11 protein-coding genes are annotated in these 14,353 nt (G+C 73.8%); 5 read left to right on the top strand and 6 right to left on the bottom strand.

Annotated elements, in window-relative coordinates:
- Positions 1-60 precede the first annotated feature (60 nt).
- Positions 61-1,968, bottom strand: a complete 1,908-nt coding sequence (locus tag HD595_RS46635; RefSeq protein ID WP_253766597.1) for an nSTAND1 domain-containing NTPase — start codon at positions 1,966-1,968, stop codon at positions 61-63.
- Positions 1,965-2,906, bottom strand: a complete 942-nt coding sequence (locus HD595_RS06570) for an SIR2 family NAD-dependent protein deacylase (RefSeq protein WP_253766595.1) — start codon at positions 2,904-2,906, stop codon at positions 1,965-1,967. The genes HD595_RS46635 and HD595_RS06570 overlap by 4 nt, the downstream gene beginning before the upstream one ends.
- A gap of 235 nt (positions 2,907-3,141) precedes the next feature.
- Between HD595_RS06570 and fxsT the strand changes: the two genes are divergently transcribed.
- Positions 3,142-5,760, top strand: a complete 2,619-nt coding sequence (gene fxsT, locus HD595_RS06565) for an FxSxx-COOH system tetratricopeptide repeat protein (protein ID WP_253766593.1) — start codon at positions 3,142-3,144, stop codon at positions 5,758-5,760.
- Between the two features lie 197 nt (positions 5,761-5,957).
- Here fxsT and HD595_RS06560 read toward each other — a convergent pair whose 3' ends face one another.
- From HD595_RS06560 to HD595_RS06550, 3 genes are all read right to left on the bottom strand, one after another.
- Positions 5,958-7,166, bottom strand: a complete 1,209-nt coding sequence (locus tag HD595_RS06560) for an aKG-HExxH-type peptide beta-hydroxylase (RefSeq protein WP_253766591.1) — start codon at positions 7,164-7,166, stop codon at positions 5,958-5,960.
- Complete coding sequence (locus tag HD595_RS06555) at positions 7,163-7,351, bottom strand: hypothetical protein (protein ID WP_253766589.1); 189 nt, start codon at positions 7,349-7,351, stop codon at positions 7,163-7,165. Before HD595_RS06555 ends, HD595_RS06560 begins: the two co-directional genes overlap by 4 nt.
- 108 nt (positions 7,352-7,459) lie before the next feature.
- Complete coding sequence (locus tag HD595_RS06550; RefSeq protein ID WP_253766587.1) at positions 7,460-8,920, bottom strand: PucR family transcriptional regulator; 1,461 nt, start codon at positions 8,918-8,920, stop codon at positions 7,460-7,462.
- Positions 8,921-8,989: 69 nt separating this feature from the next.
- Here HD595_RS06550 and speB point away from each other — a divergent pair, with 69 nt between their 5' ends.
- The 3 genes from speB to HD595_RS06535 are packed head-to-tail and all read left to right on the top strand — an operon-like array spanning position 8,990 to position 12,175.
- Positions 8,990-9,931 carry an agmatinase gene (speB, locus tag HD595_RS06545; RefSeq protein WP_253766585.1) on the top strand — a complete coding sequence of 314 codons (942 nt, stop codon included), beginning with the start codon at positions 8,990-8,992 and terminating at the stop codon, positions 9,929-9,931.
- Complete coding sequence (locus HD595_RS06540) at positions 9,928-11,490, top strand: purine-cytosine permease family protein (protein WP_253766583.1); 1,563 nt, start codon at positions 9,928-9,930, stop codon at positions 11,488-11,490. Before speB ends, HD595_RS06540 begins: the two co-directional genes overlap by 4 nt.
- A gap of 10 nt (positions 11,491-11,500) precedes the next feature.
- On the top strand, positions 11,501-12,175 hold the full coding sequence (locus tag HD595_RS06535) for a cyclase family protein (protein ID WP_253766581.1): 675 nt from the start codon (positions 11,501-11,503) through the stop codon (positions 12,173-12,175).
- Positions 12,176-12,209: 34 nt separating this feature from the next.
- Here HD595_RS06535 and HD595_RS06530 read toward each other — a convergent pair whose 3' ends face one another.
- Positions 12,210-12,704, bottom strand: a complete 495-nt coding sequence (locus HD595_RS06530; RefSeq protein ID WP_175595434.1) for an Lrp/AsnC family transcriptional regulator — start codon at positions 12,702-12,704, stop codon at positions 12,210-12,212.
- 201 nt (positions 12,705-12,905) lie between these two features.
- Here HD595_RS06530 and HD595_RS06525 point away from each other — a divergent pair, with 201 nt between their 5' ends.
- Complete coding sequence (locus HD595_RS06525) at positions 12,906-14,339, top strand: gamma-aminobutyraldehyde dehydrogenase (protein ID WP_253766578.1); 1,434 nt, start codon at positions 12,906-12,908, stop codon at positions 14,337-14,339.
- Positions 14,340-14,353 lie beyond the last annotated feature (14 nt).

Here is a 14,353-nt window from a genome sequence, read left to right as displayed (position 1 = left end):
GTCCAGGCCCGGGAGCGGTCAGGCGGCTCGGTCACCGGCCGCGTCCAGGCCCGGGAGCGGTCAGCCGCCGAGGTGGCGGCGGGCCTCGGCGAGGGCGGCGCGGGCGTCGTCCTCGTCCGCCCGCGGCAGCCCCAGCGCCAGGGCCCGCCGCAGGTCGGCGACGGCCCCCTCGTGGTCGCGCAGCGCGATCCGGACGCGCCCGCGCCCGTGCAGGGCGCGGGCGGCGTCGCGGTCGAGGTCCAGCGCGTCGTTGTAGACGGCCTCGGCGTCCGCAGGTGAGCCGGCCCGCCACAGCGCGTACGCGAGCGTGGTGCGGGCCGGGACGTCGCCCGGCAGCCGCGACACCGCCTGGCGTCCCAGCTCGACGGCCTCGTCGGCGTTGCCCATCGACAGGCACACCTCCGCGAGCGCCGTGAGCACGCGGACCGTGGCCAGGGTGTCCTGCTGGCTCTCGAACTCCGAACGGGCCGCGGTCAGGGTCTCGCGCGCCGACTCCAGGTCGCCCTCGACCCGGGCGACCTCGCCCTGGAAGGCCAGCAGGTTCGCGAACTGCCACTCGTCGCCCTGCTCCAGCGACCGCCGGGCCGCGGCCTCGGCGAACCGGCGGGCCGAGACGAAGTTGCCCTCACCGAGCGCGGCCTCGGCCGCGGCGCGGAAGTCGGCGGGGGAGCGCGCCGGGAGGGGTTCCTGCCCGGGCGAGCGGCCGGGGGACGGCTCCTGGCCGGACGGCCGGGCCGGGAGCGCCTCCTGCCCGGCCGGCGGTGCGGGGCCGCCCGGGGCGCCGGACGCGCGCACGGCCTCCACCAGCCGCTCCTGGGCGAGCTGGTACCACAGGCTCCCGGCGCGCTGCTCCTCGGTGAGGACGTGCCGGGCGACCAGCGCGTCCACGACCGCGTTGGGCAGGTCGGCGGTCTGCGAGAGCCCCCGGTAGGCGGTGCCCCGGGTGCCGCGCTCGGTGACGAACGCGGCCCGGATCCACGCCCGCAGCGCGCCCTCCGGCCAGTTCGTCTCCACGCTCACGTCCCGTACCGCCCGGTCGAAGTAGGCGGCCAGCACGCCCGAGAGGTCGCCGAGCCGGGCCAGGCTCTCCGCGGTGATCGTCTCCTCGCCGGGGGCCAGGCCCGCCCACAGGGCCGAGCACGCGAGCTGCAGCTCGAACGGCGACACCCGGTCGCCGACCAGCTCCACCGACTCGCCGAGCCGGTCGGTGTAGACGGACGTGCGCAGCCGCTCGACCAGCCGCTCGGCGACGCCCGGGGCGAAGCGGCGGCCGGCGCGCCCGGCCGGGCCCGTCATGGCGGCCCGCGCGGAGTCCGGGTCCAGGCCCTCCAGCCGCAGGTACGTGAACGGCTGCGGCGACAGCACGCCCTCGTAGCCGCTCAGCGCCGCGAGCTGGTCGTCGCGGACCACGAGCAGCAGGTTCAGCGGCAGCTCGCGCAGCGCCCGCGCCAGCTCGGCGACCAGCCGCTCGCGCTCGGCCAGCCGCTCGGGGAACACGGTGAACAGCTCCTCGAAGTGGTCGATCGCCCCGAGGATCCGGTACGGCCGCCGGTGGTCGGCGACGTCGCCGAGCACGGCGGTGAGCGGCCGCCCGGGGTCGGGACTCCGACCGGCCGGGGTCCAGCTGCTGAGCAGCGTGAACCGGTGTCCGCCCGGTCCTGGCGCGCGGGCCAGCGGCCAGGTCGCCTGGTGGACCAGGCGGCCCACGGGCAGCACCGCGGTGTGCCGCGGCGCGCCGCCCGGCGCGTCCGGCGCCTCACCGGACAGCAGCGGCAGGACGCCCGCGTGCAGCAGCGACGTCTTCCCGACGGCGGCGGCGCCGTGCAGCACCACGACCCGCTCCGACAGCCAGGCGTCCCGGACCAGGCGTGCCTCCCGCGACCGGCCGAAGAACAGTGGCGCCTCGGCCCGGCGGAAGGGCCGCGGGCCCACGTACGGCTCCTGGGCCGGGAGCGGGCCGCCGGTCACGGCGCGTCCCGCAGCCCGGCGGCGAGCTTGTCGTTGAACGAGCGCGGGGTCTCCCACAGCACGCGGATGCGCCGGCTCTCGAAGTGGCGTTCGAGGTAGCGGCGCTCCTCGGCCGGGTGGTCGTCGGGGTTGAGCTGGATGCTGACGTGCTCGCGCAACTGGGTGCCGCCGAGGCCGTGCAGCAGCGTCCTGAACAGCACGTGGAACGTCCAGTCGCGCAGGCCGTACCCGACGAACAGCAGCGCCTTGGTGCGCAGCGCGGCGCGGACGGAGGACGGCAGCAGCGTCATCGGCCGCCCGCCGGACGACAGCGCGGGCGACATGCCGGTGTGCCGGCCGTCCTGGGTGAGCCGCACCAGGAAGTCGAGGTAGTCGTCCTCCAGCAGGACGATCGAGCGCGGCTCCTCGTGGTGACCGTGCAGGTGGAAGACCAGCGGACGGTCGGGGGACGGGACGTAGTCGGGTTCACGGAAGGGACTCCCGGTCCAGTCGTCGGCGGAGGCGGCGTACCAGGGGCACAGGTCCCAGACCGGACGTTTGCGCGCCCGCTGCAGCGCCAGGAACATGAAGTCGTCGTAGTTCGTGGTCACGTACAGCGGTAGAGGGTAGCGCGCCAGCACGGCGTGCACCTGGTATTGGTCGGTTCCGTCGGGCGGCGCGGCCCCGGCGAACTCCTCCTCGACGAACACGCGCTTGGTCCGGGTGGCGTCCCGGTACGTCATCGTCGCCGCGTACTGCATCACGCGCGCCAGGTCACCGGAGTCGGGGAACGGGTAGCCGATCTTGGAGGCCCACTTGCGGGCCAGCTCGCCGCCGAGCGGGAGGCGTTCGGCGCTCGCCCCCGCGCCGAGGAAGGGGACGCAGTCTCCGTGGGTGAGGTCCCCGACGAGCAGCTTCCAGGCGTCCTCGTTGTCGCGATCGGCGCCCCCAGAGTGCACATGCCACCGCCTTTCGATATGGGCGGCCTGGGGTGCTCAACCCTTCTGAGGGTCCATGAAAGGGCAGTTTCCGTCAATAGGCATATCGGTCGCCGGCGGTGGCGAGAAAATGCCGGATATATCTCTTGTCGCCCGCGAATAACGGCCCGCTTTACAAGGGACCCGGCGGGGCGTACGTCATACGATGGACCCGCGCCGAATTCGGCGCGTATGACGACGAACGGCGGTGACCGTGATGGAGGATGTGGCACGGCCGGAGCGGCGCATCACGCTCTGGGGCCGCGAGATCCCCTTCCGCAACCGCTACTTCACCGGGCGCGAGCGGGAGCTGGCCGAGCTGCGCGAGCGCCTGGCCGAGAGCTCCACCGCCCTGGTCGGGCAGCCGCCGCAGCCGGTCTACGGCATGGGCGGCATCGGCAAGACCGAGATCGCCGCCGAGTACGCCCACCGGCACAGCGCCGAGTACGACCTCGTCTGGTGGATCAGGGCCGAGCAGGAGGAGACCATCATCAACGCGCTCGTCGCGCTGGGCAGGAAGATGGCTTTGCCCGGGTTCCGCGCCGACGACCGCGACTACTCCGCCCGGCTGGTGCTCGCGGCGCTGGCCGGCCGGGAGCCGTACCGGCACTGGCTGCTGATCTACGACAACGCCGAGAGCGCCGCCGCCGTCCAGAACTACCTGCCCGCGGGCGGCGGCCACGTCATCATCACCTCGCGCGACCGCCACTGGCGGCGGGCCATGAACCTCGACGGCATCGAGGTGACCGAGTTCGACCCGGAGGAGACCATCGCCTTCCTCCGCCGCCGCGTCACGGCCCTGGCCGAAGCGCCCTCGACGGCCGGGCCCGCGACCGGCGCCACGATCGACGGCGCGACCGGCGCGACCGGCGCGACCGGCATGACCGGCGCGGCCGACGCCGCCGCCGAGCTGGCCCGCGAGCTGGGCAACCTGCCGCTGGCCGCCGAGCACGCCGCCGCCTACCTCAACGAGACCGGCACCGGCGTCGCCGAGTACCTCGACCTGTTCCGGCGCAACGCGCACGCGCTGCTGGCCAGCGCGGTCGACATCAAGTACCCGCAGTCGGTCGCCACCACCTGGAGCGTGTCGCGCTCGCGCATCTCCGACGAGGCCGACGCGCTGTTCAAGCTGCTGGCCAGCCTGTCGGCCGAGCCCATCTCCGAGGAGCTGCTCGTGCAGCCCGCCGTCACCCACGGCCTGCCCGAGCCGCTCGACCGGGTGCTGTCCTCGGTCACCACGTTCCGGCGCGCCGCCCGCGAGCTGGGCCGCTACTCCCTGCTCAAGCTCGACGGCGTGCGCAACGTGGTGCAGCTCCACCGGGTCGTGCAGGCGGTCACCAAGGACCGCATGGCGCGCGAGGACCCCGAGGCGGCGCGGCGCTTCCGGGAGGCCGCCCACCTGCTGCTGGCCGCCTCCGACCCCGGCTCCATCGAGCGCGAGGGCAACGACCAGATCTACCAGCGCTCCCTCCAGCACCTGGTGCCCTCCGGCGCGGTCGAGTCGGCCGACCCGAGGGTGCGCCGGCTCGTCATCAACCAGGTGGAGCAGCTCTACCGGCGCGGCGGCCACCAGGAGAGCCTGCGGCTCGGCGAGCCGACCCTGGAGCTGTGGCGCGGCAGGTTCGGCGTCGACGACAAGCAGACGCTGGCCCTGGCCGTGCAGGTGAGCAACGCGCTGCGCTTCTCGGGGCGCTGGGAGGAGTCGCTGCGGCTGCAGATCGACAACCTGGAGCGGCTGCGCGCCCGCTTCGGCGAGGAGGACCCCGTCTACCTCGGCTGCGCCCGGGTGCACGGCGTGGGGCTGCGCCTGCTCGGCCGGTACGCCGACGCGCTGCGCAACGACCTGGAGCTGCTGCCGATCTTCGAGCGGGAGTTCCGCGCCGACCACCCGCACACGCTCCGCATCCGCAGCAACGTCGCGGTGAGCCTGCGCTGCCTCGGCCGCTTCGAGGAGGCGCTGCGCCACGACGAGGAGACCCTCGCCGAGCGGCTGCGCATCTTCGGCCCCGTCGAGCACCCGACGCTCAGCTCGGAGTTCGGCCTGTCGCGCGACCTGCGCGGGCTGGGCCGCTACGAGGACTCCCTCGACCTCATCCGCAAGATCAACAACGTGCTCGACCGCAAGGACAGCCCGTGGAACCAGTTCCGGCTGCTGGTCGCCATCGACTTCGGCGTGGCGCTGCGCCGGGCCGGCTTCTACGAGGACGCCTTCGCCCAGGGCCGCAAGGCGCTGGGCCTGCACCAGTCGATCCTGGGCAAGGAGCACCGGCAGACCCTCCAGTCGGCCACCAACCTCATCAACGACCACCGCCTGCACGAGGACCTCGCCGGAGCCCAGCGGCTGGGCGAGGAGACCGTGCTCGGGCTGGAGAAGGTGGCCGGCGTCGACCACCCCAACACGCTCGCGGCCTGCGCCAACCTGGCCATCGTGCTGCGGGTGCGCAACAACCCGGGCGGCGCCCGGCGGCTCGACGAGCGGGCCGTCGAGGGCCTGCGCTCGGCCGTCGGCGACTCGCACATCAGCACCCTGATCGCGATGCACAACCTGGCCAGCGACCTCGCCGCGCTGGGCGAGGTGCGCGAGGCGCGGCGGCTGGGCGAGACGGTGCTGGAGCAGAGCCTCGCCCTGCACGGGCCGGGCCACCCCAACACGCTCGCGGCCATGGCCAACCTGTCGCTCGACCGCACCGCCGACGGCGACCCCGACGCGGCCCGCCGGCTGCGGGAGGAGATGCTCGACGGCTACCGGCGCTCGCCGCTGCCCGACCACCCCGACGCGCGCCTGGCGGCCCAGTACGGCCGCGTCAACCTGGGCATCGAGCCGATGAACGACTGAGAGACCCGGTCGAACCGAGGGACCGGGCCGCGTACCCCGTAGGACGGAGGTACCGGTCGGACGGAGGTACCGGTCGGACGGAGGTACCGGTCGGACGGAGGTACCGGTCGGACGGAGGTACCCGGTCGGACGGAGGTACCGGGTCGGACCGAGAGACCGGGTCGGACCGAGGTACCCGGTCGATCCAAGTGACCCGGTCAGAGGGTGAAGCCGGGATTCGCGCGCAGCCAGCGGGCGCGGTGCTCGGCGCCGCGCCGCTCCGCCAGCTCCTCCGCCGCCGGGGACAGCCGCTCGCCCAGCCACGGTTCGAGCCGGGCGCGCAGGCCCGCCACCAGGGTCTCGCCCGCGGCCGTCAGGGCGCCCGACTCCGCCGTCCGGCGCAGCGCCCCGGCGGTGATCGCGCGCCGGTGCGCGTACTCCGCCTCGGCGCGCTCGCGCAGCTCCGGCGGCCCGCAGGCGTGTTCGGTGCGCCAGAAGGCGGTGATCGCCATGCTGGCGTAGCAGCCCTGCAGCAGCGCGCCGAGCGGGCGCGGGTCCGAGCGCCACGGGGCGTACCAGCGGCGCGGGTCGGCCGCGTCGGCGAGCGGCACCACGTCCTCGACCGCGCCCAGCACCAGGTGGCGGATCTCGTGGACGAGGCTCTCGGCCAGCGTCACCGCGTCGGGAGGCGGGGAGAGCGCGATCGCCCCGTACGCCCATCCGGACGTGGCGCTGGCGGGCTTGCCTCCCGGCCGGGACGCGAGCGGCACCAGCGTGGTGAAGCCGGCGGCGATCGCCTCGGCGGCGGGGCGGTGCCGCTCGGCCAGCGTCCGCCAGGCGGCGCGCAGGGACGGCCGCCACGGCCCGGGCTCCGCCGCGCCGCGCGGGCCGTAGCCGGCCAGGTACGGGTCGCCGGCCTCCAGCCTGACGGCCAGGGCCAGCCCATCCGCCTCGGCGCGCAGCCAGGGCAGCCCCCGCCATCCGCCTCCCACGTACGTGCCGAGGCCGGGGACGTACGTGCCGGGCGTCAGCTCCGGCCGCCGCCCCGCGCGGATCGCCGCCCCGGCCGTGAAGGCGGCGAGATACGCCAGGTCCGGCTGCTCCCGGCGGCGCAGCAGGCGTAACGACTCGACCGCCCAGCACCCCACCTGCGGCAGCACCAGCAGCTCCGCCATGACCTCGGGGGCCGCCTCCTGCAGCTCGGCCAGCGTCTCGAAGGACGCGGACGCGCCGTCGCCGCCGCGGTCCGCCACGCCGCCGCGGTCCGCCACGCCGCCGCGCTCGGCCACGCCGCGGCGGACCGCCTCGATGAGCACCTGGTTGCGCGCGAGTTGGACGGCCCGCAGGGTCCGCATGTCCCGCGGCGTGGGGTCGCCCGCGCCAAGGTCGCGGACGAGGTGCTCGACGTCCGCAGGGGCGAGGCTCAACGCGCGCGCCGGGCGGCGCCGTGGTTGGCGTCCTCCTGCCAGAGCCGGTCCCACGGGCCCGCCCGCCCGACCACCCTCCCCACCACGGCGTCGAGCGTCGAGTCGTCCAGCCCGGTCAGTTGGCGCAGGGTCGTACCGGTCAGCTCGGAAAGTCCGCTGCCCAGCACATGAGCCGGTTCCGCCATAGGAATCCTTCCTCGCCCGCTGCGGTGATGATACGTCGCACTGTCGGCGGAAATAAATCCACGTCATCAGGACGAGCATTTCCGTTATTTACGGAAAGGGCATTTTCATCACTGGTCGTGGAGACCGAGACGGCGGGCCGCCTGAATGGCGAGCCACACCTCGGCGAAAGCCGCGCTCGACGAAAGGTCGCGGCCCGTCAGCGCGGCGAAGCGGCGCAGCCGGTAGGCCAGCGTGTTGGGGTGGACGTGCAGCGCCGCGGCCGCCTCCTCGGTGCGGCGGTTGCGCTCCATCCACGTGCGCACCGACGTGACGAGCCGCGAGTCGTGGGCCTCGTCGTAGGCCAGCACCTCGCCCAGCACGTGCCGCACGAGCGCGTGCAGCGTGGCCGGGTCGTCGGGCAGCCAGCGGCCCGTCGTGTCGTCGCCGTAGCGCACCAGCGGCCGGCCCGACTCGGCGGCTCGGGCCGCCGCCCAGCCCGCCTCGCGCAGCGCCACCCGCAGCGACTCGCCCGGCGGGAACGGCCGGCTCATCCCGCACGCGGCGCCCGGCACGCCCGCCGCGGCCTCGGCCAGGGCGGGCGGCCCGAGCACGTAGTGGTCGCCGCCGCGCCGCAGCAGCAGGTGGGCGTGGTCGTCGAGCGCGCGACGCAGCGCGTCGTCCGGCGCGTCGCGCACCACCAGCAGCACCGCCTCCTCCTCCATCGGCAGCCCGAGCCGGGCCAGCCGGCGGCGGGCCGCGGGCGGGTCGAGGACGTCCTGGAGCAGCTCGGCCAGCGTCTCGGCGCCCTCGCGGCGGATCGTCTCGCGCTCGTGGCGGGCCATGGCGACCTGAAGGGCGGCCACGGTCGCGACGTGCTGGACGACGGCCAGGCCCGCCGGCCGGGCGCCCTCCCGCTCGAAGGCCACGAGGAACCCCGCGGGGCCGCCCGGCGCGGGCACCGGCAGCACGAAACCGCCCGGGATCGTGGGCGGCGCCTCCGGCTGCGCCGGCAGCACGCCCGCCGGGGGCACCGGCACGCCGGGCAGCAGCGGCCGGCCCTGCGGGGTGCACAGGTACACGTCGTAGCCCGACAGCCGCTCCAGCCGCCGGAACAGCGTGGCCGTGTCCAGGTCCTCCGCGGCCAGCCACCGCAGCGCGCCGAACACCTGGAGCTGCGCGCCGAGCCGGTGCCGGGCGTCCTCCTGCACGGCCGCCGCCACCTCCTGCGCGACGGCGATGAACGGCACGGCCAGCGGCACCTCCAGGATCGGCATGCCCCGCTCCCCGGCCGCGTCGTACAGCGACCGGTGCAGCGGCGGCACGTGGAGCTGGGCCGACAGCGCCAGGGCCGACACGCCGGCGTCGTCCAGGCGTTCCAGGTAGGCGCGCTGCCCGGCGGCCGAGCGCGGCACGCCGATGCCCGTCGTCATGATCACCTCGGCGCCGAGCAGCCACGGCGTCGGGTCCTCCAGCTCGCTGACGTGCGCCCACGACACCGACCGGCCCAGCCCCGCCTCGCCCGCCAGCAGCCGGAGCTGGAGGGCGGGCGAGCGCAGCAGGTCCTCCACCGTCACCTTGTGGTCCGCCACAACACACACCGTAGTACTTCGTGGCAGGACCAATTGCCGCAGGTCAGCGCCTTGTCGAAGACTGCGGGAATGAACGAAGCCCCCATCGGCCCCGTCGACTCCAGCCGGGTCCCGCGCTTCGCCGGGCCCGCCACCTTCGCCCGGCTGCCCCGCCTCGACCAGGTCGGCACGGCCGACGTCGCGGTGGTGGGCGTGCCGTTCGACAGCGGCGTGTCCTACCGGCCCGGGGCGCGGTTCGGCCCGTCGGCCGTCCGGGAGGCCTCGCGGCTGCTGCGGCCGTACCACCCGGGGCTGGACGTGTCGCCGTTCGAGCGCGCGCAGGTCGCCGACGCCGGTGACATCGCCGCCAACCCGTTCGACATCCGCGAGGCGATCGAGGACATCGAGGCCGCCGCGAGCGGCATCGACGCGCGGCTGGTCACGATCGGCGGCGACCACACGATCGCCCTGCCGCTGCTGCGCGCGGTGGCCCGCCGGCACGGGCCGGTGGCGCTGCTGCACTTCGACGCCCACCTCGACACGTGGGACACCTACTTCGGCGCCGAGTACACGCACGGCACCCCCTTCCGGCGGGCCGTCGAGGAGGGGATCCTCGACACCGAGGCGCTCAGCCACGTGGGCATCCGCGGCCCGCTGTACGGGCGCAAGGACCTGGAGGAGGACCGCCGGCTCGGGTTCGGCGTGGTGACCGCCGCCGACGTGCTGCGCCGGGGCGTCGACGAGGTGACCGACGCCCTGCGGCAGCGCGTCGGCGACCGTCCCCTGTACGTGTCGGTGGACATCGACGTGCTCGACCCCGCGCACGCCCCCGGCACCGGCACCCCGGAGGCGGGCGGGCTCACCAGCCGGGAGCTGCTGGAGATCCTGCGCGGCCTGGCCGGCTGCCGGCTGGTCGGCGCGGACGTCGTGGAGGTCGCCCCCGCCTACGACCACGCCGAGATCACCTCCGTCGCCGCCTCCCACGTCGCCTACGACCTCGTCAGCCTCCTCGCCCTGCAGGAGAAGCCATGAGCAGCACCCCCCTTCCTGAGCCCTCCACCACCGCGACTTCGAACACCGGCCCCTCCATCACCGAGATCGAGACCCACGGCGTCGAGCGCATCCCCGACGCCGACCGCACCGCCCGCCCCCTCGACCTGTTCCGGGTGGCCTTCGGCGGCGCGAACACCTTCGCCACCTGCGTCCTCGGCGCCTTCCCCATCCTGTTCGGCCTGTCGTTCTGGCAGGGCCTCGCCGCCACCCTGCTCGGGCTGCTGGTGGGCGCGCTGATCCTGGCGCCGCTGTCGCTGTTCGGGCCGCTCAACGGCACCAACAACGCCGTCTCCTCCTCCGCCCACCTGGGCGTGCACGGGCGGGTCGTCGGCTCGTTCCTGTCGCTGCTGACCGCGGTGGCGTTCTTCTCCATCTCCGTGTGGTCGTCGGGCGACGCGCTCGTCGGCGGCGCGCACCGGCTGGTCGGCCTGCCGGACTCCGACGTCAGCTACGGCGTGGCGTACGCGCTGTTCGCCGGGCTGGTGCTCGTCGTGTGCGTCTACGGCTTCCGGTTCATGCTGTTCGTCAACAAGATCGCGGTGGCGGCGGCGTCGCTGCTGTTCGTGCTCGGCGTGATCGCGTTCGCGGGCGACTTCGACCCGTCCTACCCGGGTACGCTGGCGGCCGGTGACCCGCTGTTCTGGCCGTCGTTCATCGGCGCCGCCCTGATCGTGCTGTCGAACCCGGTGTCGTTCGGCGCGTTCCTCGGCGACTGGTCGCGCTACATCCCGGCCTCGACGCCGCGCTCGCGGGTCATGGCCGCGGCGTTCCTGTCGCAGGTCGCCACGATCCTGCCGTTCCTGTTCGGCCTGACCACGGCCTCGATCATCGCGACCAGGGCGGCGCAGTACGTGGACCCGGCCGCGCCCAACTACGTGGGCGGCCTGCTGGCCATCGCGCCGACCTGGTACTTCGTGCCGGTCTGCCTGCTGGCCCTGATCGGCGGCATGTCCACGGGCACGACCTCCCTGTACGGCACCGGCCTGGACTTCTCCAGCGTCTTCCCGCGCTTCTCCCGGGTGCAGGCGACGGTGTTCATCGGCACGCTGTCGATCGCGTTCATCTTCCTCGGCCGCTTCGCCGCCAACCTCACGCAGAGCATCTCGACGTTCGCCACGCTGATCATCACCTGCACCGCGCCCTGGATGGTGATCATGACGCTCGGGTACGTCACCCGGCGCGGCTGGTACGACCCCGACGCCCTCCAGGTGTTCAACCGGCGCCAGCGCGGCGGCCGCTACTGGTTCACCCACGGCTGGAACTGGCGCGGCATGACGGCCTGGCTGGCCGCGGCGGCGGTGGCGCTGCTGTTCGTCAACCTGCCGGGCCAGTTCGTCGGCCCGCTCGGTGGCCTGGCCGGCGGGGTGGACGTCTCGCTGCCGCTCGGACTGGCCGTGGCGGCCGTGCTCTACCTGGCGCTGCTCGCGCTGTTCCCCGAGCCGCGCGAGGTGTACGGGCCGGAGGGGCCGCGCCTGGTGCGGGCCGTGGACACGCCGGTCCCGCCGATCGTGGGCGCGCCGGCCGAGCAGCCCGTGTGACGATGGCGCCATGACCACCGAACTCGTGGACCTGTCGGTGCCGATCGCCACCGGGATGCCGGTCTACCCCGGCGACCCCGAGGTGGCGCTCGGCCCGGCCCTCACGGCGGCGCGCGACGGCGTCAACGTGCTGGCGCTGCACCTGGGCTCCCAGTCGGGCACCCACGTGGACGCGCCCTTCCACATCGACGACGCGCTGCCCGCGCTGGACGAGCTGCCGCTGGAGCGCTTCGCCGGCCCGGCCGTCGTGGTGGACGCCCGGGGCCGGGAGCCGCGCGCGGCGATCGGACCGGAGGCGTTCGAGGGCGTCCCGGCCGGCGGGGTCCCGCCGATCGTGCTGGTGGCCACGGGCTGGTCGGCGCACTGGGGGAGCGAGGCGTACGCGGCGCACCCGTACCTGACGGAGGAGGCGGCGCGGCTGCTGGTGGACAGGGGCGTGCGGACGGTCGGGATCGACGCGCTGAGCGTGGACCCGAGTGGCCAGGCCGGGCCCGCGGAGGACTTCCCGGCGCACCGGGTGCTGTGCGGGGCGCACGCGGTCATCGCCGAGAACCTCACCGGCCTCGACCGCGTGCTGGCGGCTCAGGCGGCGGGCCGCTCGGTGGAGGCGTGGCTGCTGCCGCTGCGGCTGCCCGGCGCCGACGGCGCGCCGGTGAGAGCGGTGGCCCGGCTGGGACCGGTGTGACCCATGGTCACAAGGTGGCTTCAGTGACGGACGGTCAGCGGGTGCCCCAGGAATACGTCTGCTTCCGGAGTTTCAGATAGACGAACGACTCCGTGGCGCGTACCGCCGGAATTGCACGGATTTTGCTAAGAATGTCCAAAAGATGACCGTCGCCCTCGCAGACCACCTCGACGATCACGTCGAAGGAGCCCGCGGTGAGCACCACATAGTCGATCTCGTCGATGGCCGCGAGCTCGTCGGCGACCGACTCCAGGTCGCCCTCGATGTTCACGCCGATCATCGCCTGGCGCGGGAAGCCCAGCGTCAGCGGGTCGGTCACCGCGACGATCTGCATGACGCCGGCGTCCTGGAGGCGCTGCACCCGCTGGCGGACCGCCGCCTCCGACAGGCCGACGGCCTTGCCGATCGCCGCGTACGGCATGCGCCCGTCGGCCTGGAGCTGCTCGATGATCCGCTTGGACAGGTCGTCCAGCGTGAACTGTCCAGGCGCCGTGTCACTGCCGCGGCGGGCGCGTGGCGGGGTCGTCATCGCGAGCGGTCCTCCTAGCGGCGCGCGTTACGGGCGCGTTCCCGGTCCATTGCCGTCCTGGTGCGACATGTTGTCAGTTCTCGACGCCCTGTCAAGCGAATTCGTAGCAATTTGGTATCTTCGCCACGAAATCCCTTGTCCAGATGCACACGCTCTGTAAGAGTCGCGGCATCTCAGCCACCTCACCAGGAGGTCATCACCTTGACCACCCGTCTGCAGAACTTCATCAACGGTGAGTTCGTGGACGCCAAGAGCGGCCGATTCTCCGACATCATCGACCCGTGCACCGGCGAGGCCTACCTTCAGGCCCCGATCTCCGGTGCCGAGGATATCGACGCTGCCTACGCCGCCGCGGCTGCCGCTTTCGAGTCATGGGGCCGGACCACCCCGGGCGAGCGGGCGAACCTGCTGCTCAAGGTCGCCGACGCGATCGACGCGCGGGCCGACGAGATCAACGAGGCCGAGTGCCTCAACACCGGCAAGCCCCGCGCCCGCATGGCCGAGGACGAGACGCCGGTCGCCGCGGACCACTTCCGGTTCTTCGCGGGGGCCGCGCGCACGCTGGAGGGACCGACGGCCGGCGAGTTCCTCGCCGACCACACCAGCGTCATCCGGCACGAGCCCATCGGCGTCGTCGGCCAGGTCACGCCCTGGAACTACCCGATGATGATGGCCGTCTGGAAGATCGCCCCGGCGCTGGCCGCGGGCAACACGATCGTCCTCAAGCCGTCCGACACCACGCCCGCCTCCACGCTCAAGCTCGCCGAGATCCTCGGCGAGGTGCTGCCCGCCGGCGTCTTCAACGTCGTCACCGGCGACCGGGAGACCGGCGCGCTGGTCGTGGGCCACCCGGCCGCCGCGATGGTCGCCATCACCGGCTCCGTCGGCGCCGGCATGTCGGTGGCCAGGAGCGCCGCCGACGACCTCAAGCGCGTCCACCTGGAGCTCGGTGGCAAGGCGCCCGTCGTGGTCTTCGAGGACGTCAAGGACCTGGCCAAGGCCGCCGCGGACATCGCGACCGCCGGCCTGTACAACGCCGGCCAGGACTGCACCGCCGCCTGCCGCGTGCTCGTGCAGGAGAGCGTCCACGACGAGTTCGTGGCCGCGCTCACCGAGGCCGCCGCGGCCACCGTCACGGGCGACCTGTCCACCGAGGACGCCCTGTACGGCCCGCTCAACAACGAGAACCAGCTCGCCAAGGTGCAGGGCTTCATCGACCGCGTCCCGGCGCACGCCAAGGTGCTCACCGGCGGCCACCGCGTCGGCGACAAGGGCTGGTTCTTCGCCCCCACGATCGTCGACGGCCTCCGGCAGGACGACGAGATGGTGCAGAACGAGGTCTTCGGCCCCGTCATCACCGTCCAGACGTTCACCGACGAGGCGGACGCCCTGGCCAAGGCCAACGACGTCAAGTACGGTCTGAGCGGTTCGGTGTGGACCTCCGACCACGGGCGCGCCATGCGCATGTCCAACCGGCTCGACTTCGGCGTGGTGTGGGTCAACACCCACATCCCCTTCGTGTCGGAGATGCCGCACGGCGGCTTCAAGCACTCCGGCTACGGCAAGGACCTCTCGGTGTTCGGTCTGCACGACTACACGAGGGTCAAGCACGTCATGCACTACATCGGCGAATAGCACGCAAGGACAGA

The sequence above is a fragment of the Nonomuraea roseoviolacea subsp. carminata genome (assembly GCF_024172185.1).
Classification (GTDB): domain Bacteria; phylum Actinomycetota; class Actinomycetes; order Streptosporangiales; family Streptosporangiaceae; genus Nonomuraea; species Nonomuraea roseoviolacea.
The sequence above is the reverse complement of the archived record's forward strand: the minus strand, read 5'-3'. Positions and strand labels throughout refer to the sequence as shown.

What these genes read in the sequence shown, in the direction of transcription:
- HD595_RS06535 (WP_253766581.1), top strand. Translation starts at nt 11,501, where the DNA reads ATGACCACCGAACTCGTGGACCTGTCGGTGCCGATCGCCACCGGGATG.
- HD595_RS06540 (WP_253766583.1), top strand. Translation starts at nt 9,928, where the DNA reads ATGAGCAGCACCCCCCTTCCTGAGCCCTCCACCACCGCGACTTCGAAC.
- HD595_RS06555 (WP_253766589.1), bottom strand. Translation starts at nt 7,351, where the DNA reads ATGGCGGAACCGGCTCATGTGCTGGGCAGCGGACTTTCCGAGCTGACC.
- speB (WP_253766585.1), top strand. Translation starts at nt 8,990, where the DNA reads ATGAACGAAGCCCCCATCGGCCCCGTCGACTCCAGCCGGGTCCCGCGC.
- HD595_RS06530 (WP_175595434.1), bottom strand. Translation starts at nt 12,704, where the DNA reads ATGACGACCCCGCCACGCGCCCGCCGCGGCAGTGACACGGCGCCTGGA.
- fxsT (WP_253766593.1), top strand. Translation starts at nt 3,142, where the DNA reads ATGGAGGATGTGGCACGGCCGGAGCGGCGCATCACGCTCTGGGGCCGC.